At 58.9% G+C, this 24,862-nt stretch carries 22 protein-coding genes, 1 tRNA gene and 1 pseudogene; 21 read left to right on the forward strand and 3 right to left on the reverse strand.

The genetic code is table 11. The features are described 5' to 3' along the window. Positions 1-1,434: 1,434 nt before the first annotated feature. Both ACXAH0_RS04995 and ACXAH0_RS05000 read left to right on the forward strand, forming a co-directional pair. On the forward strand, positions 1,435-1,977 hold the full coding sequence (locus ACXAH0_RS04995) for a hypothetical protein (protein ID WP_475173872.1): 543 nt from the start codon (positions 1,435-1,437) through the stop codon (positions 1,975-1,977). Positions 1,978-2,003: 26 nt separating this feature from the next. Further along, positions 2,004-3,389, forward strand: a complete 1,386-nt coding sequence (locus ACXAH0_RS05000; RefSeq protein WP_475173871.1) for a Hint domain-containing protein — start codon at positions 2,004-2,006, stop codon at positions 3,387-3,389. A gap of 57 nt (positions 3,390-3,446) precedes the next feature. On the opposite strand, the pseudogene ACXAH0_RS05005 reads toward ACXAH0_RS05000, so the two are convergent. The 3 genes and pseudogenes from ACXAH0_RS05005 to ACXAH0_RS05015 all read right to left on the reverse strand — a co-directional run. Then, positions 3,447-3,569: pseudogene (locus ACXAH0_RS05005) on the reverse strand (helix-turn-helix domain-containing protein); the annotation flags it as partial. 172 nt (positions 3,570-3,741) lie between these two features. Then, positions 3,742-4,527, reverse strand: a complete 786-nt coding sequence (locus tag ACXAH0_RS05010) for a hypothetical protein (protein WP_475189489.1) — start codon at positions 4,525-4,527, stop codon at positions 3,742-3,744. 218 nt (positions 4,528-4,745) lie between these two features. Continuing rightward, positions 4,746-4,835 (reverse strand) — tRNA-Ser (locus tag ACXAH0_RS05015). 684 nt (positions 4,836-5,519) lie between these two features. Between ACXAH0_RS05015 and ACXAH0_RS05020 the strand changes: the two genes are divergently transcribed. The 19 genes from ACXAH0_RS05020 (at position 5,520) to fdhF (ending at position 24,707) form a co-directional block, all read left to right on the forward strand. Then, a complete protein-coding gene (locus tag ACXAH0_RS05020; protein WP_475189524.1) occupies positions 5,520-6,176 on the forward strand; it encodes a 50S ribosomal protein L21 in 657 nt (218 codons plus the stop codon). Between the two features lie 54 nt (positions 6,177-6,230). After that, the gene (rpmA, locus tag ACXAH0_RS05025) at positions 6,231-6,500 is read left to right on the forward strand and encodes a 50S ribosomal protein L27 (protein ID WP_055119650.1); all 270 of its coding nucleotides are present in this window, start codon (positions 6,231-6,233) and stop codon (positions 6,498-6,500) included. A gap of 138 nt (positions 6,501-6,638) precedes the next feature. Next, a complete protein-coding gene (locus tag ACXAH0_RS05030) occupies positions 6,639-7,244 on the forward strand; it encodes a GNAT family N-acetyltransferase (RefSeq protein WP_475189491.1) in 606 nt (201 codons plus the stop codon). Beyond that, positions 7,241-7,810: a GNAT family N-acetyltransferase gene (locus ACXAH0_RS05035; protein ID WP_475186566.1), complete on the forward strand. Its 570-nt coding sequence runs from the start codon at positions 7,241-7,243 to the stop codon at positions 7,808-7,810. The genes ACXAH0_RS05030 and ACXAH0_RS05035 overlap by 4 nt, the downstream gene beginning before the upstream one ends. Next, positions 7,807-8,355, forward strand: coding sequence for a GNAT family N-acetyltransferase (locus tag ACXAH0_RS05040; RefSeq protein ID WP_475189492.1), 549 nt, complete (start codon positions 7,807-7,809; stop codon positions 8,353-8,355). The genes ACXAH0_RS05035 and ACXAH0_RS05040 overlap by 4 nt, the downstream gene beginning before the upstream one ends. Continuing rightward, on the forward strand, positions 8,348-8,893 hold the full coding sequence (locus tag ACXAH0_RS05045) for a GNAT family N-acetyltransferase (protein WP_475186575.1): 546 nt from the start codon (positions 8,348-8,350) through the stop codon (positions 8,891-8,893). The genes ACXAH0_RS05040 and ACXAH0_RS05045 overlap by 8 nt, the downstream gene beginning before the upstream one ends. Positions 8,894-8,932: 39 nt before the next feature. Beyond that, positions 8,933-9,979 carry a GTPase ObgE gene (gene obgE, locus ACXAH0_RS05050; RefSeq protein ID WP_475189494.1) on the forward strand — a complete coding sequence of 349 codons (1,047 nt, stop codon included), beginning with the start codon at positions 8,933-8,935 and terminating at the stop codon, positions 9,977-9,979. Further along, the gene (gene proB / locus ACXAH0_RS05055; protein ID WP_475186582.1) at positions 9,979-11,115 is read left to right on the forward strand and encodes a glutamate 5-kinase; all 1,137 of its coding nucleotides are present in this window, start codon (positions 9,979-9,981) and stop codon (positions 11,113-11,115) included. The genes obgE and proB overlap by 1 nt, the downstream gene beginning before the upstream one ends. A 110-nt stretch (positions 11,116-11,225) precedes the next feature. Beyond that, positions 11,226-12,506 (forward strand): glutamate-5-semialdehyde dehydrogenase, encoded by a 1,281-nt coding sequence (locus ACXAH0_RS05060; RefSeq protein ID WP_475189525.1) that lies wholly within the window; start codon positions 11,226-11,228, stop codon positions 12,504-12,506. Continuing rightward, positions 12,503-13,138 (forward strand): nicotinate-nucleotide adenylyltransferase, encoded by a 636-nt coding sequence (locus ACXAH0_RS05065; RefSeq protein ID WP_475186586.1) that lies wholly within the window; start codon positions 12,503-12,505, stop codon positions 13,136-13,138. The genes ACXAH0_RS05060 and ACXAH0_RS05065 overlap by 4 nt, the downstream gene beginning before the upstream one ends. A 202-nt stretch (positions 13,139-13,340) precedes the next feature. After that, on the forward strand, positions 13,341-13,751 hold the full coding sequence (rsfS, locus tag ACXAH0_RS05070; protein ID WP_475189496.1) for a ribosome silencing factor: 411 nt from the start codon (positions 13,341-13,343) through the stop codon (positions 13,749-13,751). Positions 13,752-13,858: 107 nt separating this feature from the next. After that, positions 13,859-14,341 (forward strand): 23S rRNA (pseudouridine(1915)-N(3))-methyltransferase RlmH, encoded by a 483-nt coding sequence (gene rlmH / locus ACXAH0_RS05075; RefSeq protein ID WP_475186593.1) that lies wholly within the window; start codon positions 13,859-13,861, stop codon positions 14,339-14,341. Between the two features lie 166 nt (positions 14,342-14,507). Beyond that, a complete protein-coding gene (locus tag ACXAH0_RS05080) occupies positions 14,508-15,005 on the forward strand; it encodes a GNAT family N-acetyltransferase (RefSeq protein WP_475186618.1) in 498 nt (165 codons plus the stop codon). A 412-nt stretch (positions 15,006-15,417) separates the two neighbouring features. Next, a complete protein-coding gene (locus ACXAH0_RS05085) occupies positions 15,418-16,809 on the forward strand; it encodes a murein hydrolase activator EnvC family protein (protein ID WP_475189497.1) in 1,392 nt (463 codons plus the stop codon). Further along, positions 16,806-18,137, forward strand: coding sequence for a S41 family peptidase (locus tag ACXAH0_RS05090; RefSeq protein WP_475186599.1), 1,332 nt, complete (start codon positions 16,806-16,808; stop codon positions 18,135-18,137). Before ACXAH0_RS05085 ends, ACXAH0_RS05090 begins: the two co-directional genes overlap by 4 nt. Before the next feature lie 115 nt (positions 18,138-18,252). Continuing rightward, entirely contained in the window at positions 18,253-19,398 is a 1,146-nt protein-coding gene (locus ACXAH0_RS05095; protein ID WP_475189498.1) for a divergent polysaccharide deacetylase family protein, read from the forward strand. A gap of 32 nt (positions 19,399-19,430) precedes the next feature. Beyond that, positions 19,431-19,961, forward strand: a complete 531-nt coding sequence (locus ACXAH0_RS05100) for an RNA pyrophosphohydrolase (RefSeq protein ID WP_475189500.1) — start codon at positions 19,431-19,433, stop codon at positions 19,959-19,961. Between the two features lie 304 nt (positions 19,962-20,265). Further along, complete coding sequence (locus ACXAH0_RS05105; RefSeq protein ID WP_475189501.1) at positions 20,266-21,942, forward strand: NAD(P)H-dependent oxidoreductase subunit E; 1,677 nt, start codon at positions 20,266-20,268, stop codon at positions 21,940-21,942. Next, positions 21,939-24,707, forward strand: a complete 2,769-nt coding sequence (fdhF, locus tag ACXAH0_RS05110) for a formate dehydrogenase subunit alpha (RefSeq protein ID WP_475189503.1) — start codon at positions 21,939-21,941, stop codon at positions 24,705-24,707. The genes ACXAH0_RS05105 and fdhF overlap by 4 nt, the downstream gene beginning before the upstream one ends. The last annotated feature ends 155 nt before the right edge of the window (positions 24,708-24,862 follow it).

Below are 24,862 nucleotides of genomic sequence, written 5' to 3' on the forward strand. Positions count from 1 at the left end.
AGGTCATGAAAAACTCACTCGCACGCAAAATACTTATTTCAACTATACTACTCGTCGGTGTGTTGTGGGTCGCAATTAGCTATAGGATTTAGTTTGAATTATGAGTTTTATAGCCCGCCTAGTCAAAATTAAAGATGTCGGTCGGAAAAATGGTGTTTCATCAATCGTTGTTGAATGATTACTGAGTATCGCGAAAGGTTAGAACTGTCGATGGATAGATATTTTATTCACAAGAATAAAATAAATATAATTGACTTAGCTTTTGTCTTTTTTGCTTATATTCTTACAGGTTTTTTATATTCGTATTTTCTCTATTTTATGAATAGAGTAAATTTAACCTATGATTGGAATGTTTTACCGGTCGGAGAACTTCCGGTCCTAGTTTTTTCTGGAATTTTGTCGTACTTCTGGAGTTTTTTGGTATGTATAATTTCCTTAATTTTCTTTAAAATGCAAGATTTTCTGCCAAAAATATTTAAGAGAAATGCTTTTGAAATATCTTTGTTGTGCTTCTGGTTTACAGTTTTGTTGTTCAAAAACTTTGATGACAACGGCAGCTTCAACTACGAAATTTTCCGCAGGCAATGTGACTTCATCAATAATGGTTCTCTAACGGAATGCGGGCGTCAAAACCTAATAATTGAGTATTGGGCGAACGTCTTATTTTCTGCGGTGGTTTGCATCTTTGGAGCACTGATAAGGAATGCGACATATGGACGGATGGCAAGATAACGGCGATGGGACGTCAAGCTTTGTTACCCGAAGCGGCGACGTTATCATGGTTGGAAACTCTCATTTGTCCAACGGTGGAGCACATGGTCTCACGGTGGGGGAGATCACCAGAAGTAACCCCGACTATCATGAATATCACACACTGACGAACCTAGGGTACAACGCTGGAAGTCCGGTTGTTCCCTCTGAAATTGTCAACGACGGACTTCCGGCAAACCCGACGCGCTATAGATGGTTGGGAAGCGGTTTTGAAGGGAGTGCCCGATTTCTGCTCTGGTGAACATTCAGACCATTCGACGGAGCGCAGGCCGAAGTTGTTTGGAACACTTCAGGGTTGACCTCCTGAAAGCTGACCATCCTTTTTGGGCGGGGATGAGCGAGGCTCGTCACCGCAGGAGCAGCCGTCCAAAGTCGGCGGGAAGGACGTCACCGAGCTGCGGGCCCCCATGTCTATGCGAAGAACCGGGAGACCCGACCCGTGATGGGCGGGACCCGTGGCCCGCATAACACGCTGGTCGCACCGAGTGAGAAGCATCGACGTGGGGAAAGCGAGGGGAACCGCGATATGCTCACCGCATTCCAATCGAGACAGCGGTATTTTTTTATTGGCCTCAATAAATTTGAGAGGACAAGCACTGGTGAAATTTCCAGTGTTAAATGCTAATAGGGTATCGAACTCGTACTCATTAACTCGGGAAAAGAATGATCACTGGTGGCAAACTTGTTGTTCTGGCTGCTGGCATTTTTGGCAGCGTTTTCGTGAATTTGGCGTATTCCGCTGAGCGAACAACGCAAGGTGATGCAATCCAAGAGTCGGTAGCTCTTCTGAGAACGGGAGATTGTCCTGCGGCTTGGAGAATACTTTGGCCACAAGCCAAAGGACAAAACGTGCAAGCCTTCACGCTATTGGCGGAAAGCTTAGTCGTGCTCGGGCTCAATCCTCCTGGGCTTCCCGAGGATGATCTGGGGTGGAAGCGAACATATCTTTTTTTTGCAGTAAATGGATACAGTACCGAAAGCAACTTAGCTGGTCTTGAATTGCTTAAACTGCTTAAGTCAGATTTATTGCTGCAACCAGCCGGAGAGAATGTTGCGCTGTGCTTGGAAAGTGGTGAAAAACGCTCTCGATGCGTGGATGAAGCGGTAAAAGCAAAGATAATCCCGAGCTTTGAAGAGTTTGTTTCAGAAGTAGAGAAAGAGCAAGTTTCTTCTGATCAACCAGAATGTAAATCCTTTAGAAATTAGTGGGGGTGATTGTGGACTATAGAAATTTGACACAAGGCGAAATAGATCTTGCGAGTACAGTGTATGGGTATACGATAAATTATGATAAAGTAAAAATTTATCATGAAAGGTACGTTGCTTTTCAGCCAGAGAATGTGACGATGGCGCCGAATGGAAACATATACTTCCACGAACAGTCCCCAAATTATAGTGCAGATTTTTCAAAAACTAATCTTAGATTACAAGCGCATTTCGTGCATGAGATGATGCATGTCCAGCAATATCAGAGTAGTAGTGCGTTTGGTCCTTTCAAAAATCTGTTCTTTGAAAGAAACCCTTTCATGGGTGGAGGCGGTGACTATTACGACTATGGTGACTTAGGTTCTGTTTCGGATTTCAATGCATTAAACATTGAGCAACAGGCACAAATCATGAGCCACTATTTCTTGGCTCAAAGATTAGGCGGGAGCTACAATGGTTACAACATCGAAGATTTTGAGAAATTAATACCTGAAGAGATTCTCCAGTCAGCAGCGGACTTCAATGATCACTTTGGAATTGAACGTTGTTTCCTCGCTGGCACTCCCATTTCCATGTGGGACGGCACGGAGAAGCCGATTGAGCATGTCAAACCGGGTGACGTTGTAACCTCATACGACAAAAACGGCAAACTGGTACCCGGTCGTGTTTCGAAGACCATGGAGAACCGGGTCAAGCACATTCTTGATGTCTTCGGACTAATGGTGACGCCCGGACACGTCACCCTTTGCGGTGATGGCGAGTTCGAAGGCCAACATGTACCGATGATCGACATCCTACGATCCGACGGAGCGCTGGTCTTGGAAGATGGGTCCATGAAACGTGCCGCGACGAATTTCGCCGTTGGGTCCGTCGAAGACCGCTTTGTCCATGCCATCGTCACGGAGGATGTTCCGGGAACCGATAATGTTCGCGTTATCGAAAGCGGACGGATCCGGCTTGGGACCCGCTTCATGCACCCTTCTGGCGCAGACATCACCGTTCTGGAGATCATCCGGCGCACGGGCGGTACTCTTACCGACGACGGTTATGTCGTGCTGTCGGACGGGTTTACCAAGACCCCGTTCATCTGGACCTTTACCAATCGTTTGCCGAAACCGGAAGACTTCGTCCTGCAACGCAGTCAAGTGACATTGGCGGACATTTACGAGGCGGATGAATGGGAAGCCGTTGCACCTCAGGTTCCGCCACCGTATCGGGGTGAGGCCGGGCCATCGTTCGCGAGTATCAACGGCGGCCTCCAAGCGCCCGGCCGCGAGGATAATCGACCGCCGAATATTCCGGTCTCCATGCGGGGGGCTGCCAACCAGCCAACCATGAGCCGGAAGCAGCGCCGCGCCCATGAGGCCAAGCAAAGAAAGCAGGCCAAGCGCATGGCGAGAACGGCGCACTGACGCCCGCTCGAATAATCTTGGCGCTTCAATGCCTCCATCCTCAACGGCGGACTTTTAGCGGTAGAAGGTGTCTCGCGATAGTCCCATCACCTTGCACGCTTGGCTCACGTTGCCAAGCTCTTCGGCCAGGTTCAAAAGACCGACTTTGTGTTTAATGATCCGTTCGTTACTCTCGTACATCAGGGTTACCTTTTAGGGCTTGAGATGATTATTTGGTCACAACCATCAAAGCCGGTAACCCTCAGCTCGAAAACCGAGATGTCAGATCAAGTCTCAACTTCTACAGATAATGGTTCCGATGGCGATTCAGATCCGGAAAACGCCACACTCCCGTATCCGCCCTGATAGAGGTTTACGCTGGTATCGCTTGTTGCCAGAGACCATCGTAGATCGCGATTTTTGTCGGTGCTATGTGCGGCTGGAGAGGAACCAAATAGGTCGGTTTCTTGCCCGCATCCTTTATTGACCCTCCCACAATCCAACAGTCAGTGCTGTCGATAATGACCAGTCGATCATGGAGATCACGGCTTTTCCGCAAGTCTGGCTTAACTCCGTATTGGGCTCCAAAAGCCTTGGTGTGACCAGCGACTTCATTCGAGTATTTGCTGCAAAGGACTCGGATTGAGCAGCTCCCGCCCAAAGGGCCGAGGTAAGTTTCGAAGGCTTGGCCGGCAAAATATGGATCAACGACGAAAACTTCATTTTGCGCACCCAATATGATTTCCTTGAGCTCACGTAGGAAGTCGTACTGCTGCTGAGAGCTATAAACTTGGCACAAATCCTCGTGACCATCTAATTCCAGCTCCAGCTTTATTTCCTCTGCCGTCGCCAGTATTAGCTGACGGAACGGTTCTCTCACGATCGAGCAGAATTGAACGGAGGTCTGTCTTTGGGATTGGAAGGCAACCTTGTGTAGGATACCCACTCGCGACAATAGCGCACCAATACGGGCAATCCATCTTTGGGTTGCAGAACTCGCGTCAGCCACATACTTGTCGCCGAAATCGGGCGCTGTCTCGAACTCATGCATGAGCTTTATCAGAAAGACTTGCTTCTCTGCTGGGCCATCACCTTCGAGTTTCTTTTGGAGTCGATCCAGGTTGTCATTCATCGCAATGCTTGCCTTGGTTGATACCATGACGCGCTTCTGCCGGGATTGCACAGTAGCAATTCTCTCGGCATCTCTCACGGCTGTGGCTTGAAATGGCGCGAACCAGACGGCTCCGAAAATTCAGTGGGGTATGCAAGACCTTGCGTGTTGTTTCTATGTTGTCACGGGAAGCGGCAATGCACGCAATAGGTGTATAATTACCCTAAGCCTGTCAACATATTTTGCTGAATAAAATCATAAGTTTATGGCGGAGAGAGGGGGATTCGAACCCCCGGAACGCTTGCGCGCTCAACGGTTTTCGAGACCGCCCCGTTCAACCACTCCGGCACCTCTCCGCGGTCCTTGCGACAAAAACGGGTCTCAAGTGGCGCGGACCATAGACACACTCTTTGAGAGCCGCAAGTCCCGATTTGCATTCTTCACCGGGATTGCAGGTTTTGCCGTCCCGGCGGCCAGACGGCGCCCAGAAACCGGGTGGAACCCGCATAGAAACCGCGCAAAAGCCCGTCCTGACCGGTGGGCGGACCAGCCCTCTGCCTGGTGTGGTGGTGTTGACATATGCCTGATTTGTACAGCGCGCGCCGTAGCGGATTTCAGTTCCGAACACAAAAAAAGAAACATAGACTTGCCAGTCATCCTCATGTCTTTGAAGTTCGTTCTGAACGCGCAGGACAATGAGACGACCTTCAGATCAGGGTGACGAGTGAAAGCGTGTGCAGAGAGGTCCTGATCCGGGGTGGCTCCCGAGCCTTGCCGGACCGGGGGCAGAATTCCGTTTGACAAAGAAGGCTGGCTGGCTATAGTGCGCGGGCTCGAAAAGGTTTGGCTTTCTCGGGCTTTCTTAGTCGATCAAGGCCTGGCGGGCTTTTCAAGCTTCTTGCAACCCGACACAAAGATCTTCCTGGCGGATGGAAATCCGGCAAGGGCAGGCGCCTCAGTTCGATCTGAAAACAGCCGGAAGGCAGGCCATGGGGGCTGTGTCCGGCATGTTCAAAAACGAAAAGAAGGACGTGCGCGACATGTTCGCTGTAATCAAAACCGGTGGCAAACAATATACTGTTGCCGCAGACGACCTGCTCAGGGTCGAAAAACTTGACGCCGAAGCCGGCAGCACCGTCACCTTTGATGAGGTTCTGATGGTCGGCAACGGCACCGACACCACCGTTGGCGCTCCGACCGTTGAAGGGGCGAGCGTGGTTGCGGAAGTGGTCGATCAGGGCCGCGGCCGCAAGATCATCATTTTCAAGAAGCGCCGGCGTCAGAACTCCCGCCGCCGCAACGGCCACCGTCAGTCCTTCACCCTTGTCAAGGTGACCGACATCCTGACCGGCGGTGCCAAGCCGGCCAAGACGGCAGCGCCGAAAAAGGCTGCGCCGAAGGCCGACGAAGTTGAAAAAGCCCCTGCTGCAAAAGCCGCAGCAAAGGCTGAGGAAAAAGAAGAGGCCGCTGTCGAGCCGCTCTTCACCGCACCGGACACGAAGGATGATCTGAAAAAGATCTCCGGCGTCGGCCCGGTCCTTGAGAAGAAACTGAACGCTCTGGGTATCATGACCTATGAGCAGATCATCAACTTCTCTGCGGAAGACATCGCCCGCGTTGACGAGGTCCTGAACTTCAAGGGCCGCATCGAGCGCGACAACTGGGTTGAACAGGCCAAGGAACTGGCTGGCAACTAAGCCGCCGTTTCAGGACTGTTGATTTAAGAATTCGAAGAACGAGGAGTTCTCACGATGGCACACAAGAAGGCAGGCGGTTCATCCCGCAACGGCCGCGACTCAGCTGGCCGCCGTCTCGGCATCAAGAAATATGGTGGCGAAGCCGTGATTCCGGGCAACATCATCGCACGTCAACGGGGCACGCAGTGGCATCCGGGCACCGGCGTGGGCATGGGCAAGGATCACACCATTTTCGCGACCGTGGAAGGCAAGGTTCAGTTTAAGGCAGCGGCCAACAAACGAACCCTCATTAATGTGGTCCCGGTAGCGGAAGCTGCGGAGTAAAGCCGACGTGAAGTTTCGAAGCGCCGGCGTCCCTCAGACCCCGGCATTTCGAGACAGGTCAGCAATCAAGACCAGTCGAAGATGCAAGGGAGAGATGGGACGCCATCTCTCCCTTGATGTGTTTGGCTGGAGGATAAGATGGTTGTTGAAAGTGACGGTTTATTAGACGAGAGCAGTTTGACAGCGGCCCCGTTGCCGCAGGAAGCGGTTCGTGTGCGCCTTGATCGGCTGCGCAGGGACGATCTGGCCGATCTGGTGTTTTTGGCCAATAACAAGAAGGTGGCGGCAAACCTGTCGACCATGCCTCACCCGTTCTCCGCCCAGGACGGCCGGGAGGTGATTGCCAAGGTTGACCTTCACAAACCCCATTCCGCGATGTTTGCGATCCGGCTGAAAAGCACGGGCCGGCTCATGGGCATTGCCCGCTACGCCCGGCTGGAACTGGATGGGACGGTTCATGTGGGCTACTGGCTGGGCGAACCGTTCTGGGGGCAGGGATTTGCGACGGAAGCGGTGCATGCGCTGGTCGACCACGCCTTTACCTATCACGATATTGATGAATTGCAGGGCTCCTGCAGGGTCACCAACCCGGCCTCGCGCCGGGTTCTGGTGAAATCCGGTTTTCAGTTCCGGGACCAGTCGATGATCCGGTCTCTTGGGGCCGGCGGCTCCGTTCCTATCGAGCGCTACACGCTGGAACGGGCGGTTTGGTCGTCGCTGAAAGACTGGGGGCAGGGCCGATGATCACGCAGCCGGAGTTGAAAACGCGGCGCCTGCTGCTGCGGCCGCTGGAAAGCCGGGACGCCCCCGCGCTGGCAGATCTGGGCGGCCGGGATTTTGAAATCGCCCGTTGGCTGACGGGCACCTCCTGGCCTTATATGGACGGGGAGGCGGAGGCCTTTGTCAGCACGGTTGTCGGCACCGATCCACTCCTGACCGAGGCGGTGTTTGTGGTCACCCTTGGAGGGGTCTTTATCGGCATCGTGGCGGTGGAAGCGCCCGGGGATCTGGACGACTTGCCGGACCTGCCAACCCTTGGCTACTGGATCGGCCGCCCTTTTCAGGGACATGGCTATGCCAGCGAAGCGGTGGAGACTGTGCTCGGCTGGGCGTTTGACGCTTATGGCACCGATGCGATCGCCGCACGAGCCTTTGAGGACAACACCCGCTCCCGCGGCCTGTTACGCAAAATGGGCTTCAAGCCCTACAGCATGACGGAACGTTTTGCCAAAGCCCTTGACCGGAAGGTCTCCAACGTGGTGGTCCGTCTGGATCGGGCGGATTTTGAAGCCCGGAGGGAACCGGTATGAGCCTGCCCGTGCTTCAGACAAAACGCCTGACCCTTCGTCCTGTTGCGCAAACGGATCTGCCGGGGATCACGGAACGGATTGGGGATTTTGACGTGGCCAGGATGCTCTCCATGGTGCCGCATCCTTACGGGCTGGCCGATGCGCAGGACTGGTTTGCCAGAACCTCCGCCATGGAGCCTGACGGTCAGCGCGCCTTTGCCATTGATGCGGGCGAAGGATGTGCCGGGGTGGTCTCTTTCAGCTCGTCCAAACCGGTGCCGGACCTCGGCTATTGGCTGGGCAAGCCCTTCTGGGGCAAGGGCTATATGAGCGAAGCGGCCCGCGAGGCCCTGCGTTGGCTGTTTTCGGCAACCGCTACGCAAGAGGTTGCAAGCGGGGCGCTGTGCGAAAATCCTGCCTCTCTTGCGGTCTTGCGGAAACTCGGTTTTGCGTCGGAAAAGCCTTACACCATCCGGGTCCGGTCCCGGGGCGAAGAGCTGCCCGGGATCAGGTTGCGCCTCAGCCGGAGCCGGTTTGAAAACCTTCAGGGAGAGGGGCATGGGTGAGCAGGTGATCCGCACAGAACGCTTGGTGCTGCGCAAACCGTCGATGGCAGATCTTGAGCGATGCGCGGAGCTTTTGGGCGACTATGAGGTGTCCAGGATGCTGTCCCGTGTGCCCTATCCGTATGACAGGGAGGCGGGCCGGGCCAAGTTGCAGCGGGCGGCGGAGCGTTGGGCTGACTGGCGCGCGGCTGAGGAACTGGGATTTCAGATTGACCATAAGGGCGAAATGATCGGCTCTTTCAGCTTCAAGGCGTTGCAGGGCACCCCGGAGATCGGCTATTGGCTTGGGCGGGCTTATTGGGGCAAGGGCTTCATGAGCGAGGCTGTTGCGGCAGCGGTCGCCTGGCTGTTTGAAAAGACGGGCCACACGCGCGTTGCCTGCGAGGCTATGACCGACAATCGGGCCTCCCTGAGCGTGGCGGAAAAAATCGGCTTTCAGAAAGTGGCCGATGTTGGCTGCGACAGCCTTTCACGGGGTGGGGCCGTGCCGGCGGTCCGTTTGGAACTTTCCCGGGACGCGTTTTTGACTGGCCGCTGACCCGAGGGTCGGGCCTGACAACAGGACAAGAGAAGAACAATGAAATTCCTTGATCAGGCCAAGATCTATGTGCGCTCCGGCAATGGCGGTGCGGGCTGCGTATCCTTCCGGCGCGAGAAATACATTGAATATGGCGGCCCTGACGGCGGCGATGGCGGCAAGGGCGGTGACGTGATCGTCGAATGTGTCGACGGCCTCAACACGCTGATCGACTACCGCTACCAGCAGCATTTCAAGGCGGAGACCGGCATTCACGGCATGGGCCGCAACCGCACAGGGGCCCATGGCAAGGATGTGGTGCTGCAAGTGCCCATCGGCACGCAGATTCTGGAAGAGGACAACGAAACGCTGATTGCGGATCTGACCGACCTTGGCCAGCGGGTGCTGCTCCTGAAAGGCGGCAATGGCGGCTTCGGCAACGCCCATTTCAAGTCTTCGGTCAACCAGGCGCCGCGCCGGGCCAATCCGGGTCTTGAGGGCGCGGAGAAATGGATCTGGCTGCGGTTGAAGCTGATTGCCGATGCCGGTCTGGTCGGTCTGCCCAACGCGGGCAAGTCCACATTCCTGTCCAAGGTCTCGGCTGCCAAGCCGAAAATTGCCGACTATCCATTTACCACCTTGCACCCCAATCTCGGCATCGTCCAGATTGACGGGAACAGCTTTGCCATGGCCGATATCCCAGGCCTCATCGAAGGGGCTCATGAGGGCACGGGTCTCGGCGACCGGTTCCTGGGCCATGTTGAGCGGACCCGGGTGCTGCTGCATCTGGTCGACGGGTCCGGTGTGGAAGATCCGGGCGAGGCCTACAAGGTGGTGCGCGGCGAACTGGAAGCCTATGGCGGCGGGCTTGTCGACAAGCCGGAAATTGTCGCCCTGTCCAAATGTGACGCCCTGACCGAGGACCTGATTACGGAGCAGGCGGCCAGCCTGGAAGCGGCCTGCGGTCAGAAGCCCCTGATCCTGTCTTCCGCCAGCGGATTGAATGTGGACCGGGCGCTGCGCATGATCATGCGTGCTATCGACCGGGACAAGGAAGAGGCGGCCAATCAGGTGCCAGCCCCCGAACAGGAGGGGTGGCACCCCTGATGTCCGCACCCGCCGCCCACCACCTCAAAGCGCACAAGCGCATCGTCATCAAGATTGGGTCTGCCCTGCTGGTGGAAGCCGGCGAGCTGCGGCGTGGCTGGCTGGAGGCGCTGGTTGCGGATGTGGTGGCTCTGTCGGACGGCGGGGCCGACATGCTGATCGTCTCCTCCGGCTCCATTGCCCTTGGCCGGGGCATGCTGGGCCTGCCCAAGGGGCCTTTGAAGCTTGAGGAAAGCCAGGCCTCGGCGGCGGCCGGGCAGATCGCGCTCGCCCAGGCCTATGCGGAGGCGCTGGGGCGCCACGGCAAACGGGCCGGGCAGATCCTGCTGACGCTCGGGGATACGGAAGAACGGCGGCGTTATCTGAATGCGCGGGCCACCATCGGCACATTGTTGAAGATGGGGGCGGTACCGATCATCAATGAAAACGATTCTGTTGCCACATCCGAAATCCGCTATGGCGACAATGACCGGTTGGCTGCCCGGGTGGCCACCATGGCAAGCGCCGATTGCCTTGTGCTTCTGTCGGATATTGACGGGCTCTATACGGCTCCGCCGGCAGAAGACCCGGAGGCGGTGTTCCTGCCGCATGTGCCGCGCATCACGGCAGAGATCGAGGCCATGGCGGGCAGTGCCGGATCGGAGTTGTCACGCGGGGGCATGAAGACCAAGATCGATGCGGGCAAGATCGCAACGGCGGCGGGCACCTCCATGGTGATCACCTCCGGCAAGGAACTGCACCCGCTGCGGCGGCTGGATGAGGGCGCGCGCGGCACCTGGTTTCCGGCACAGGCGACACCCGCCAGCGCGCGCAAGGCCTGGATTGGCGGCCATCTGGAGCCGCGCGGTGACATCCGCCTGGATGAGGGCGCAGTCAGCGCCATGAAATCGGGCAAGAGCCTGCTGCCCGCCGGGGTCACAGCAGTGTCCGGCCAGTTCTCCCGGGGCGACGCGGTCATCTTGCGCGATCCGGAAGGCGGCATTCTAGGCCGGGGCCTGATTGCCTATGATGCGGATGAGGCACGGCTGATCGCAGGGCGCAACAGCCGGGAGATCGAGGCCATTGTCGGCTATCCGGGCCGGGCGGAAATGATCCACCGGGACGATCTGGTGCTGGACCTGCCGGTTCTGGACTGAAGGATTGGGAAAAGGCAGACGGAACTTGAGGATGCCTTTTGCACATGATCGCGTTACAACGCGGCAAGACCTGCGGTTGCGAGGAGCCGCAATTTGGGGAGTTGACAGAGATGCTGGACAAGGTTGGAACCGGGGCGACCGGAGATCTGATGGCGGAAATCGGCCAGCGTGCCCGGGCGGCCGGGCGGGTTCTGGCAACTGCGCCAGCCGAGGTCAAAAACCGGGCGCTTCAGGAAATGGCCAAGGCGGTGCGCGCCGCGACGCCGAAGATCCTGAAGGAAAACCGGGAAGATGTCGCCGCCATGACTGCCAACGGCCAGACAGCAGCCTATCTGGACCGGGGCAGCTTGAGCGAAGAGCGGATCGAAGCCATTGCGCGGGCGCTGGAAGACATCGTGGCGCTGGCCGATCCGGTTGGCAGTGTGATCGCGGCCTGGGAGCGGCCGAACGGGTTGAGGATCGAGCGGGTGCGCACGCCGCTTGGGGTGATCGGCGTCATCTATGAAAGCCGCCCGAATGTGACGGCGGATGCCGGGGCTCTGTGCCTGAAAGCGGGCAATGCGGTGGTGCTGCGCGGCGGATCGGACACCATCCGCTCCAACCGGGCCATCCATGCGGCCTTGCAGGAAGGCTTGGCCGCCGCAGGACTGCCCGAAGACGCAATCCAGATCGTGCCGGTGACCGACCGGGCGGCTGTCGGCGAGATGCTGACCGGCCTTGGGGGAACTCTGGACGTGATTGTGCCCAGAGGTGGCAAGAGCCTGGTGGAGCGGGTGCAAAGGGACGCGCGCGTGCCGGTCTTCGCCCATCTGGAGGGGCTGGTGCATATCTTTGTCGACCGGGGGGCGGATCTGGCGCGCTCGGTCGAGATCGTGGTCAATTCGAAATTGCGGCGCACCGGCATTTGCGGCGCGCTGGAGACCCTTCTGGTTGATGAGGCTGTCGCGGCAAGCCATCTGCCGGCGATTGCGGCGACCCTTCAAGAAAAGGGCTGCGAGATCCGTGGTTGCGAAACGGTGCTCAGCCTTTGCAGCAATGTGATCCCGGCGACGGAAGCGGACTGGTCCACCGAATATCTCGACAAGATCCTGTCGGTGAAGGTGGTGTCCGGACTGGACGCGGCCATGGCGCATATCGCGCAGTATGGGTCGAGCCATACCGATTGCATCCTGAGCGATGATCAGCACGCGGCAGACCGGTTTCTGGCGGAGGTCGATTCCGCCATTGTGCTGCACAACGCCTCCACCCAGTTTGCCGATGGCGGGGAATTCGGCATGGGGGCGGAAATTGGCATTGCCACCGGGCGCATGCATGCGCGTGGGCCGGTCGGAGTTGAACAGCTGACGAGCTTCAAATACAAGGTCCACGGAGCGGGTCAGACACGCCCATGAGCCCCTTGAGCCTGGGGGCGGAGCTCAACCGCGACTGGTTGAAGCTGCCCCATGCCGAACCGGGCAACCGTATCGGTCTGTTTGGCGGGTCCTTCAACCCGCCCCATTCCGGCCACCGCCTGGTGGCCGCAACCGTGCTGAAGCGTCTCGGTCTCGATCAGGTCTGGTGGCTGGTCACTCCGGGCAACCCGCTCAAGAGCCATGCGGATCTGGCACCGCTGGAAATGCGCCTTCATATGGCGGGTGCCATGGCAAATCACCCACGCATGAAAGTTACCGCGTATGAGACCGTTCTGGGCACGCCCTATACGGCGCGCACGGTCATGGCCTTGCGGGCTATGCGCCCGGCCGTGCGATTCGTTTGGGTGATGGGCGCGGACAACCTGGCTGGCTTCCACCGCTGGCAGGATTGGCGCGCAATCGTCGGCTCCGTGCCGATCGCCATTGTCGACAGACCGGGCGCGTCCCTGTCGGTCCTGTCGTCGCCCATGGCCAAGGTCTTTGAAAATTATAGGCTTCCCGAAGAAGACGCCCCTCTTTTGCCCGATATGGAGCCTCCGGTCTGGACGTTTTTGCACACGCCTCTTGATCAAACCTCCTCAACGGATTTGCGGAACGGGCGCGGCGCGTAGGTGGCAAAACTGCCAAGGAAAATACCTTGTCTTGAAAATGCCAAACGGGAAGCGGTATTATAAGGACGGTCGCGGCACTCGCGGCCGAGGTACGGTCAACCGGTCCTGCATCCAAAACGGGTGACGTTTCAACCGGCCAATCTGGTTCGTGACGACGTTGGCAGCAGGACGGCACAAACGGCGAAAGGCACTACACCTGACCATGACCTTTGAAAGCGGGCGGACTGAATTGTCCAACCCCCTGCAGGCTACCGTAAGCGCTGATCTTGCGGCAGGCCTCCTCGATACGGTTCTGAGCAGTCTTGATGATTCCAAAGCTGAGGACCTGGTTACTCTCGACATTGCCGGTAAAAGTTCCCTTGCGGATCACATGGTGATTGTGTCCGGGCGGTCCCATCGTCATGTGGGCGCCATTGCGGATCACTTGCTCAAAGATCTGAAAGCGGCTGGGGCCGGCTCGGCGACGGTGGAAGGACAAGCCACCTGTGACTGGGTTCTGATCGATGCAGGCGATGTCATCGTTCATATTTTCCGTCCGGAAGTTCGCGGGTTCTACAATCTGGAAAAGATGTGGGCTCCGGAGACGGACGAGGCGCCGCATTATATCGGCTGATCCGGCTTGACAGGCTTTGCTTTCGGGATCTGTCCTGAAAGCAGGTCTGCGCCGGGGCTGCACAACAAGCGGACACGAAAGGCCGGATCCGCTCCGGCAGGGACTTCATGCGCTTCACACTCTCCTGCATCGGCAAGATGAAATCCGGTGCGGACAAGGACCTTCTGGACCGCTATCTGGACCGTGCGCGCAAAACCGGCCGCAGTCTTGGGGTCACAGGTCTGCTCCTGACCGAACTTCCCGAAAGCCGTGCGCAGCGCGCGGAGGACCGCAAGGCGGAAGAGGCGCGGGCGCTGGTGACCGCTTTGCCTGCAGGCAGCCGTCTGGTGGTTCTGGACGAAAACGGCCGCAACCTGACCAGCCCGCAGTTCAGCCGCAAGCTGGAAGACTGGAAGGACCAGGGCACGCCCGATGTGGTCTTTGCCATTGGCGGGGCGGATGGCCATGGGCCGGAGCTGCTCGCCCGGGCAGATCTGATCCTGGCCCTGGGCGCCATGACCTGGCCCCATCAGATCGCCCGTATCCTGCTGGCCGAACAGATCTACCGGGCCATGACCATCCAGTCCGGGCATCCCTATCACCGGGTATGACCAGTCTTAAAAACTCTTGCAGCGCGTCACGTTTCTGCGGATGTGCTGCTTTCGCGGCGTGACTTCAGAAAGGTCAACGCAAAGACACTATGGCCCCAAACCTGAGGGCCATGGCATTTTCCTGAAACCCAATCCTGTGTCCCGGCCAGGAAACATAGGTGTGATGATGATACCGACCCTTGAAACCGAGCGCTTTTTGCTGCGTCCCATGACGCTGGAAGACTGGCCGGATTATGCCGCGCTGATGGGCTCGCAACGGGCGCAGTATATGGGCGGGCCCATGGATGATACGGCCGCCTGGGGCATGTTCTGCAATGATGTGGCGCTCTGGACCCTTTGTGGCCATGGCGCGCTGATGATTGAGGACCGCACCACCGGTGTGTGCCTGGGGCAGATTGGCATCAATCACGGTCCGCTTTTTCCCGAAAAGGAAATCGGCTGGTTTGTTTATGACCATGGCGAAGGTCTGGGCGCGGCTTTTGAAGCCGCGCAGGCGATGAGAGATTGGGCCTTTGGGACGCTGGGTCTGTCCACCCTGGTCAGCTATATGGACCCGGAGAACAAGCGCTCGCGCAGGCTGGCCGAACGGCTGGGGGCCGTGCTTGACCCCGGTGCGCCGCGACCTGATCCGCAGGATCTTGTGTTCCGCCATCCGGCCCCATGAGAACAGCAATGGGGGCGCGCTGGATGCCCCGGCCTTCGGCAAGGGTGGCTGGGGACAAGCGTGTGAAAGAACCGGAATCGGCTGAAATTTACGGTCATAACCGGTTCAAAATACCGGCAAAACGTGTTTCTGCCCGTATCTCGCCGTATTCCGGCCGTATCGAAGGAGGCTGATCAATAGGTCCTGTGCCGGAAACGGGATGGCATCGTAAAGTTGATCGCTTTTAAAGGGACCAGGCATCTTTGTGCGTTCAAAAGGCCGCACGATGCTTTAGAAGGGTGAGGCGGCTTCCTGGAGAAGCCGTGGCTGCGAGGCGGGAGCCGGATTAACAGAACGGTCACTTGAGTAAACGCTTCATTTACGCAAGATGTCGTATCGCAGAAAGACATAAACCTTTGGGAGCTTAGGCAATTTGAAACCGGATCGCAGCAAGGCCGTGCATCCAGGGCGTGGGAAATGGCATGGATATGTGCCGTTTGTCGGCCTTGTGCTTGTCTATCTTGCGATGGCTCCGGGGCTGGTGGCTGCCAGCGAAAGCCTGGATGAGCGCACGAATGCTGCTGCGCCCGACAGCGCGCAAATCAACAAGGTTCTGGATCGCAAGAAAAAGCGCGAGGCGGAACTTGCGGCCCTGTCAAAGGATATCGAAGTCTCCTCGGACCGGCAGCAGGCGATTGCCCGGGAAATCCAGGCGCTTGACCGGGACCGGGAAACCCTGAATTCGAAGATCATCGGGACCTCGGACCGGATCAAGGGGCTTGAAACCCAGTTGACCGACACGGAGCGCCGCCTGACAAGCCTGGGGGAGAACGAGGACGCTGTGCGCCTGTCGCTGATTTCCCGCCGGGATGTGCTGTCGGAAGTGCTGGCAGCGCTGCAGCGTATCGGCAAGCGCCCGCCGCCAGCCCTTGCGATCCGGCCCAGCGACGCGCTGTCTGCCGTGCGCAGTGCGATTCTCCTCAATGCGGTCATGCCGGAATTGAAGGTGGAAACGGAAGCGCTCGCCGCCGATCTTGCGGAATTGCAGCGCTTGAAAGCCGTGATCGATACGGAAAAACAGCGTCTTCGCGGAGATGCCTTGCGATTGGCTGAGGAAAAGTCCCGCCTGGAGCTTCTCTTGAGGGCCAAAAGGCAGGAACATCAAAAGTCAGTGAAGGTGCTGGAACAGGAGAAACGGCGCTCGGCGCAATTGGCGGCCCAGGCCGGCTCGCTTCAGGAGCTGATTTCCAATCTGGAAGCGGAAATTGCCAGCGCCCGGGACGCGGCGGAAAAATCCCGGCAGGCGGCTTTGACTGCAAAGCGGAACGCTTCGCGGGACTTCGACCCTTTCGCCGACCCGGGGCGGCTGGCGCCGGCGATCACTTTTGAAGAGGCAAAAGGCCGGCTGCCCCGGCCTGTTGCCGGAACCCTGATGACGGATTTCGGGCAGGATGATGAATTTGGCGGTTTGACGGAAGGTCAATCTATCGCCACAAGACCCGGATCTAATGTAACATCGCCCGCTGATGGCTGGGTTGTCTATTCAGGGCCGTTCCGCTCGTTCGGTCAGCTCTTGATCCTGAATACCGGCGACGGCTACCATGTGCTCCTCGCCGGGCTGGATCGGATCGATGTGGAATTGGGGCAGTTTGTTTTGACCGGGGAACCGGTCGGTGTAATGGGTGCGACCCAATGGGCAAGCGCATCGACAATTGGCTTGGGCTCGACCCAGCCGATCCTATATGTTGAATTTCGGAAGGACGGCCGTGCGATCGATCCTACCCCCTGGTGGGCGCGCACAGAAGAAGAAAAGGCTCGCGGATGATACGGAAAGCTTCCTTGCTGCTGGTGGGTGCCCTCATGGGGGCCGCGGCTATCACGACCATATCCCAGATGCAGCTGAACGTGCCCGCTGCTGCCAATGCGGCCGCAACTGACACCTATCGGCAACTGAACCTGTTCGGTGACGTGTTTGAGCGCGTGCGCTCCGACTACGTGGAAGTGCCTGATGATGCCCAGCTGATCGAAAGCGCCATCAATGGCATGCTGACATCGCTGGACCCGCATTCCAGCTACATGTCGCCGAAAAGCTTCCGCGACATGCAGGTGCAGACACGCGGTGAATTTGGCGGCCTCGGCATTGAGGTCACCATGGAAGACGGCCTGGTGAAGGTGGTCTCGCCGATCGATGACACGCCAGCGGCCAAGGCAGGCGTTATGGCCGGGGACCTGATCACCTACATTGACGGCGAACAGGTTCAGGGTCTGACCCTGAATGAAGCGGTCGAGAAAATGCGCGGCCCGGTCAATACTGACATTGTGGTCACCATCCGCCGCGAAGGGCGGGCCGAGCCGCTCGATATCACCATCACACGCGACATTATCCGCATCCGCTCCGTGCGCTGGCGCGAAGAAGGCGATGATGTCGGCTATATCCGCGTGACCCAGTTCAACGAACAGACCTTCGACGGCCTGAAGAAAGGCATTGAGGAAATCACCAGCAAACTTGGTGAGGACAATGTCAAAGGCTACGTCATTGATCTGCGGAACAATCCGGGCGGTCTGCTGGATCAGGCGATTGCCGTGTCCGACGCATTCCTCAACCGGGGCGAGATCGTTTCCACCCGTGGCCGTGAGGCCGACGAGACCCAGCGTTACAACGCGCGGGCAGGGGACCTGACCGATGGCAAGCCGGTGATCGTTCTGGTCAATGGCGGCTCGGCATCGGCGTCGGAAATCGTGGCCGGTGCGCTGCAGGATCACCGCCGGGCCACCATCCTCGGCACCCGGTCCTTCGGCAAGGGGTCCGTTCAGACGATCATTCCGCTCGGCGCGAATGGAGCGATCCGTCTGACAACGGCCCGCTACTACACGCCGTCCGGCACCTCTATCCAGGCCAAAGGCATCGTGCCCGACATCGAAGCCCTGCAGGATCTACCCGAAGAGCTTGTGGGCCGGGTCGATACCAAGGGCGAAGCGGGCCTGCGCGGGCATCTGGAAGCAGATGGGGAAGAGCAGTCCGGCAGCCAGGCCTACGTGCCGCCGGATCCGAAGGACGACACCCAGCTGAACCTGGCCCTTGACCTTCTGCGGGGCGTTCAGGTGAACAGCGCCTTCCCGCCGGTCTCCGACAGCGCGGCCGTCAAAAACTGATCATTATCTTTCCGCTGCGCGCCGGTTTGTGGTGCGCGGCGGTCCTGTCTCGTTCTGCGTATTCCAATAACAATGATGCGGCCGGCACCGTGCCGGTCAAAAGGCTCAGGACGACATGTCGAGCGAAGATCTCACAGCTCCCCTAGGAATGGGCAAACGGCGGCTGGTCAGGCTGCCCTTCGGTCTAATCGGGGCCGGTGTCCTGAGTGTCTTTGTCACGACTACTCTGATCTGGATCATGGTGGTGGAGGACCCGCTGGGCGGCGAGCCTGTGGCGGTCATTCCCCTTGATACGATTGTTGAAGGGGTGACCTCGCAGGACATTGAGGTTGTCGAAATCCGACCGGGCCTTGGCGGGGATCTGGGCCCGAGCCTGCGGCAGAAGTCGGCCGAAGACCTGATGGGCCCCCGCTATGAGATGATCCAGAGGCCGGATGGGCTGGGCAGTGATGCCCCGGTCACGAGCCTGTCGATCAATCCGGACACACGGGTCAGCGAACGCTCAAGCTATGGTTTCCTTCCGAAGATCAGCGATGCGGGTGTGCGGCCTCTTGATGCCTATTCCCGTCCAGTGGTGCGTGAATTCACATCGATTCCGAAAATCGCCGTCATTTTGAACGGTCTGGGGCTGAGTGAAGCCGGAACCCTGAATGCGATCGATACCTTGCCGGCAGATGTCACCTTCGCGATGGCCCCTTACGGGGAAGACCTTGACCAGTGGATGCAGCAGGCCCGTACCCGCGGCCACGAGCTTTTGTTGCAATTGCCGCTGGAGCCGTTTGATTTTCCTGACAATGACCCGGGCCCGCAGACGCTTCTGGTCAGCTTGAAGCCGGATGAGATGCTTGACCGTCTGGCCTTCCTGCTCACCCGGATGACGAATTATGTCGGCACCATTCCGGAAATGGGCGCCCGGTTCACCTCCACCAAACCGTCGATTCAGTACCTTCTGGAAAAGCTCAAGTCGCGGGGGCTGATGTTTGTCGACAACGGCACATCGTCCCGCAGTTTGTCCGCGGAAACTGCGGCCGATCTGCGTGTCCCTTTTTCCGGGGTTGATGTGGTTCTGGATGAAGTGCCCCGGGATGACAGCATCGACGCCAAACTGCTGCAGCTTGAAAGCATTGCGCGGTCAAAGGGCGTCGCGGTTGCCTCGGGCTCGGCGCTTCCGGTTACCGTGCGCCAGCTGGAAAAATGGGTGCGGGATCTGGAAGAGCGTGGACTGCAACTGGTGCCGGTCAGCGCAACCATTGACCGGTAAATCTTGGAATTGAGTATCAGACAGGTGTTTTTGTGACAAAGCGTGCACTTGGACCAGGCTTTCCCTCCCCAGAAGACGGACTTCCCTACCGGCCCTGTGTCGGCATCATGTTGATCAATCATGACGGCAAGGTCTGGATCGGCAGCCGCGATGATGGCGGAAGCTCTTCGAACTATGACTACGCCTGGCAGATGCCCCAGGGCGGCATCGACAAGGGGGAAGTCCCTGAAGCAGCCGCCCGCAGGGAACTTTACGAAGAGACCTCGATCCGCTCGGTGACGCTTCTTGAAGAGGCGCCGGAATGGTTTGCCTATGATTATCCGCCTGAGGTGATCGAGAAGAGCCGGAAGGGCAAATACCGGGGGCAGGCCCAACGCTGGGTGGCCTACCGCTTTGACGGATCGGAAGAGGAAATCAACATCCTGACGCCGCCAGACGGTCACTCAGCGGAATTCAGCGCCTGGCGCTGGGAAGATGCGGCGCGGTTGCCCGAGCTGATCGTGCCGTTCAAACGTCCCGTCTATGAACGTGTCGTGGCTGCCTTTTCGCACCTGACCGCCTGACACCGTCTTGCTCGGCAGTGATGAGGTCCTGGAGCTGTCCGCCGGGCGGCAAGCGATGCGTCATCCCCAATGCGTCAGCTTTTGGAGGTCCGTTGTCGTTTTTCAAACAGACAGCCCCTTTTTGCGCCGCTAGCATCCAGAGCCAATTATCAAGGTAAGCCTCACCGCAAGCTGGTGGCGCCCGCCTGCCAGGAGCGGATGAGAGCCGGCTCTGGCGCCTTTGAGCGGACCGTGTTGAACCGGATTGACCCTGTCGGGACGCGAAACGCTCAAAAAGCCGGGTCCGGAGTGTGGGAGAAACGCAATGTCTTTCGGCAAGGGGCTTTCGCGGAAGCCGTCCCAGCCAAAAGGGCGGCAATTGGACGAAGCGGCCCTGCGTGAGGTTCAGGCACTCTTGGGGGCAGAGCCCCGCCGTAGAGACCTGCTCATTGAGCATCTTCATAAGATCCAGGACGCGCATGGATGCCTTCACGCCCGGCATTTGCGGGCGCTCGCTGAAGAGATGCGCCTGTCCCAGGCCGAGATCTATGAGGTTGCGAGCTTCTATCACCATTTCGACATCGTGCGCGAAGGCGAGCCGGAACCGGCTCCGCTGACGGTCCGGGTCTGCGACAGCATCGCGTGTGCGCTCAAAGGCGCCGACGCGCTGGCAACTGCGCTCAAGGATGGGGTGGACCCGGCCAAGGTCCGCATTCAGAAAGTGCCCTGTATCGGGCGTTGCGCCGGAGCCCCGGCCGTGCAGGTCGGCAAGCGGGCGGTGGACGGCGCCAGCGAGTTGTCCGTGCGCGCGGCCCTCTTTGAAGGCGCTCATACCCCGGTGCTGCCCGGCTATATCCATCTGGAGGGCTACCGGGCGGCGGGGGGCTATCGGCTTCTGGAACGGGTACGGGCCGGGCATTTTGATGCGGCCACCATTGCCGACAAGGCCCTGGAAGCAGGCCTGCGAGGCTTGGGCGGTGCTGGATTTCCGACGGGTACGAAATGGAAGATCGTCAAGGATCTGCCGGGGCCGAAATATGTCACCGTCAATGGCGACGAAGGCGAGCCTGGCACGTTCAAGGACCGGGAGCATCTGGAACGCGACCCGCACCGTCTGCTGGAAGGCGCGCTGATTGCCGCCCACGCGATCGGTGCCGCGCGGATCTATATCTATATGCGCGATGAATATCCGGCCGTCCTTGAAATCCTCGCCCGGGAGATCGCGGCCCTCCAGGACGCAGGTCTTGTGACAGAGATCGGCATCGAACTGCGCCGCGGCGCGGGCGCTTATATTTGCGGCGAAGAAAGCGCGATGATCGAATCCATCGAGGGCAAGCGCGGCCTGCCGCGCCACCGGCCGCCTTTCATTGCCCAGGTGGGGCTGTTCGGCCGTCCGACCCTCAACCACAATGTGGAAACCCTGTTCTGGATCCGTGACATCCTGGAAAAGGGCCCGGACTGGTTCGCAGATCAGGGGCGGCGGGGCCACAAGGGGTTCAGATCCTTTTCTGTCTCCGGGCGGGTGAAAGAGCCGGGCGTGAAACTGGCTCCCGCCGGCATCACCATGAACGAGCTTCTGGACGAATTCTGCGGCGGTATGGAGGACGGGCATATATTCAAGGCCTATCTCCCGGGCGGCGCGTCGGGCGGCATATTGCCGGCCTCTCTGGCCGACGTGCCCTTGGACTTCGGCACGCTTGACAAACATGGCTGTTTCATCGGCAGCCACGCCATTGTTGTGTTTTCGGATCAGGATGACATGCGCGAAGTTGCCCTCAATCTGATGCGTTTCTTCAAACATGAAAGCTGCGGCCAGTGCACGCCCTGCCGCTCGGGCACGGAGAAGATGGAGCAGCTTCTGGGGGAGGGCAACTGGGATAGCAGCAAGATCGGTGATCTTGATGCGGTCATGCGCTCGGCGTCCATCTGCGGCCTCGGGCAGGCGGCCAGCAACCCGGTCATGTCGGTGCTCAGGTTTTTCCAGGAGGAGCTGAAAAGATGAGCCGGATTCCTTTCACTCTCGACGGACGGGATGTGACAGCCGAAGAGGGCGAAACCCTCTGGCAGGTGGCCAAGCGTGAAGGCGTTGCCATTCCACATCTGTGCCACAAGGATGCGCCCGGCTACCGCTCCGACGGCAATTGCCGGGCCTGCATGGTGGATATCGAAGGCGAGCGCACACTGGCGGCGTCCTGTATCCGCCTCCCGTCAGAGGGCATGGTCGTCAACACGGCAACCGAGCGGGCTTCCAAGGCCAGGGAAATGGTGTTCGAGCTGCTGGCGGCCGATCAGCCGGACCGGGACAGTCATCCGGACCCGGACAGCGATTTCTGGGCGTGGTCTGAGGCGGTCGGCGTGACCGGCAGCCGGTTCGCGCCGTGTGAAAAACCGGTTCAGGACATCTCCCATCCGGCCATTGCGGTCAATCTGGAAGCCTGTATCGCCTGCAACCTGTGTGAGCGCGCCTGCCGGGACGTGCAGGTTAATGATGTGATCGGCATGGCAGGCCGGGGCGCCCGTACGGTTCCGGTCTTTGATCTGGCCGACCCGATGGGCCTGTCCACCTGTGTGGCTTGCGGCGAATGTGTATCTGCCTGCCCAACGGGGGCCTTGATGGAAAAGAGCCTCCTGGACACGGCGGGCAAGGTTCGTGAGGTCTTTCCGAAAGAAACGGTCGACAGTGTCTGCCCCTTTTGCGGCGTCGGCTGCCTGACCTCCGTTTCTGTTGAAGACGGCAAGATCGTCAAGGTGGATGGCCGCGACGGCCCGGCCAATGAAAACCGCCTGTGCGTGAAAGGCCGCTTCGGCTTCGACTATGTCTCCAGTCCACAACGGTTGACCAAGCCACTGATCCGCCGGGACGATGCGCCAAAGGGCCGGGATGTGTCCATGACCCTGGAGGACCATCTGGACTATTTCCGGGAAGCAACCTGGGACGAAGCGCTGGACCGGGCAGCCGCCGGTCTGAAGGCTAGTTTCGATGCCAAGGGTGGGGCAGGCATAGCCGGATTCGGGTCCGCGAAAGGCTCTAACGAGGAAGCTTATCTTTTCCAGAAGCTGATCCGCCAGGGCTTTAAGACCAACAATGTCGACCACTGTACCCGGCTCTGCCATGCGTCTTCCGTGGCAGCTCTGATGGAGGGCATAGGCTCGGGCGCGGTGACGGCACCGTTCAATGCGGCGGAAGATGCTGATTGCATGATCGTGATTGGGGCCCGGCCGGAACAGAACCATCCGGTCGCGGCAACCTATATCAAGCAGGCGGCCCAGAACGGCACCAAGCTGATTGTCATGGATCCGCGCGGGCAAGGGCTGATGCGCCATGCCGATTACGGCCTGATCTTCAAGCCGGGCACGGACGTGGCCATGCTGAATGCGATCCTCAATGTGATCATCACCGAGGGGCTTTATGACAGCCAGTATATTGCGGCCCATGTGGACGGTTTTGATGCGCTGAAAGACAAGATCCGGGAGTTCACGCCGGAGGCCATGGAGCCGGTCTGCGGCATTTCCGCAGGCACGTTGCGCGAGGTGGCCCGGCTTTACGCCACCAGTGCCCGGTCGATCATCTTCTGGGGCATGGGCGTCTCTCAGCATGTCCATGGAACGGACAATGTCCGCTGCCTCATTGCCATGGCGCTCACCACTGGCCAGATCGGCCGCCCTGGCACCGGCCTGCATCCGCTCAGGGGGCAGAACAACGTTCAGGGAGCCTCTGACGCGGGGCTGATCCCCATGGTCTTTCCTGACTACCGCTCCGTGGAAAGCGCCGATATCCGGGCCGAATTCGAAGATGCCTGGGGCCGGACGCTTGACCCGGTGCGCGGCCTGACGGTGGTGGAGATCATGGATGATATTCTGGCTGGCGGCATCGAGGCGATGTTTGTCCAGGGTGAGAATCCAGCCATGTCCGATCCGGACCAGGCCCATGCCCGCCAAGCGCTTGCCTCACTCAAACATCTGGTGGTTCAGGACATCTTCCTGACCGAAACCGCCTGGCATGCGGATGTCATCCTGCCAGCTTCCGCCCACGCGGAAAAGCTCGGCACCTATACCAACACCAACCGGCAGGTCCAGATTGGCCGGCCCTGCGTGCCGATGCCGGGCGAGGCCCGGGCCGACTGGCAGATTCTGATTGCCCTTGCCAACCGTCTGGGCCTGGACTGGTCCTATGGCGGCGTTCCCGAGATCTACGAGGAAATGCGTCAGCATATGCCCTCGCTCGACAATATCTCCTGGGACCGGCTGGAGCGCGACGGCACGGTGACCTATCCGGCCGATGCCCCGGACAAGCCGGGCAACGAGATCCTGTTTGGGGAGGCATTCCCCACTGAAGACGGGCGGGGCAAGATCGTGCCCACGGATCTTGTGCCGCCAAGTGAATTGCCAGACAGTGATTTCCCGCTGGTGCTGACCACGGGCCGTATGCTGGAACACTGGCACACCGGCGCCATGACCCGGCGGGCCACCGTTCTGGATGCGCTTGAGCCGGAGCCGGTCGTCTCCATGAACCCACGCGATATCAAGCTTGCGGGTCTGCATTCCGGACAGAAGGTGACAGTGGAGACCCGCCGGGGCGCCATCACCTTGACCTTGCGGGCAGACCGGGACGTGTCGACGGGCATGCTATTCATCCCGTTCTGCTTCTTCGAAGCTCCTGCGAATTTCCTGACCAATCCGCAGCTGGATCCATTCGGCAAGATCCCCGAGTTCAAATTCTGCGCGGCCCGTATTCGCGCGGCGGCTACGCAAGTGGCTGCGGAATAGCGTTTGATACCAAGCGCGGTCAAATAGGCCATCATCAATTGCGCTTGGTTGTCTAATTCCGGCCTCACAGTCAAGTCCCAAGCCCTGTTGCCTCCTCACCAGGTCCACGGTTGTCTTCGAAGTCGCTGCCAGCAGGGTCTGTGGAGCGCTTCATG

Source organism: Roseibium sp. AWQ4_290 (assembly GCF_056160985.1).

Coding starts and splice junctions, on each gene's coding strand:
- ACXAH0_RS04995 (WP_475173872.1), top strand. CDS start 1,435: ATGATCACTGGTGGCAAACTTGTTGTTCTGGCTGCTGGCATTTTTGGC.
- ACXAH0_RS05010 (WP_475189489.1), bottom strand. CDS start 4,527: ATGGTATCAACCAAGGCAAGCATTGCGATGAATGACAACCTGGATCGA.
- ACXAH0_RS05020 (WP_475189524.1), top strand. CDS start 5,520: ATGTTCGCTGTAATCAAAACCGGTGGCAAACAATATACTGTTGCCGCA.
- rpmA (WP_055119650.1), top strand. CDS start 6,231: ATGGCACACAAGAAGGCAGGCGGTTCATCCCGCAACGGCCGCGACTCA.
- ACXAH0_RS05030 (WP_475189491.1), top strand. CDS start 6,639: ATGGTTGTTGAAAGTGACGGTTTATTAGACGAGAGCAGTTTGACAGCG.
- ACXAH0_RS05035 (WP_475186566.1), top strand. CDS start 7,241: ATGATCACGCAGCCGGAGTTGAAAACGCGGCGCCTGCTGCTGCGGCCG.
- ACXAH0_RS05040 (WP_475189492.1), top strand. CDS start 7,807: ATGAGCCTGCCCGTGCTTCAGACAAAACGCCTGACCCTTCGTCCTGTT.
- ACXAH0_RS05045 (WP_475186575.1), top strand. CDS start 8,348: ATGGGTGAGCAGGTGATCCGCACAGAACGCTTGGTGCTGCGCAAACCG.
- obgE (WP_475189494.1), top strand. CDS start 8,933: ATGAAATTCCTTGATCAGGCCAAGATCTATGTGCGCTCCGGCAATGGC.
- proB (WP_475186582.1), top strand. CDS start 9,979: ATGTCCGCACCCGCCGCCCACCACCTCAAAGCGCACAAGCGCATCGTC.
- ACXAH0_RS05060 (WP_475189525.1), top strand. CDS start 11,226: ATGCTGGACAAGGTTGGAACCGGGGCGACCGGAGATCTGATGGCGGAA.
- ACXAH0_RS05065 (WP_475186586.1), top strand. CDS start 12,503: ATGAGCCCCTTGAGCCTGGGGGCGGAGCTCAACCGCGACTGGTTGAAG.
- rsfS (WP_475189496.1), top strand. CDS start 13,341: ATGACCTTTGAAAGCGGGCGGACTGAATTGTCCAACCCCCTGCAGGCT.
- rlmH (WP_475186593.1), top strand. CDS start 13,859: ATGCGCTTCACACTCTCCTGCATCGGCAAGATGAAATCCGGTGCGGAC.
- ACXAH0_RS05080 (WP_475186618.1), top strand. CDS start 14,508: ATGATACCGACCCTTGAAACCGAGCGCTTTTTGCTGCGTCCCATGACG.
- ACXAH0_RS05090 (WP_475186599.1), top strand. CDS start 16,806: ATGATACGGAAAGCTTCCTTGCTGCTGGTGGGTGCCCTCATGGGGGCC.
- ACXAH0_RS05095 (WP_475189498.1), top strand. CDS start 18,253: ATGTCGAGCGAAGATCTCACAGCTCCCCTAGGAATGGGCAAACGGCGG.
- ACXAH0_RS05105 (WP_475189501.1), top strand. CDS start 20,266: ATGTCTTTCGGCAAGGGGCTTTCGCGGAAGCCGTCCCAGCCAAAAGGG.
- fdhF (WP_475189503.1), top strand. CDS start 21,939: ATGAGCCGGATTCCTTTCACTCTCGACGGACGGGATGTGACAGCCGAA.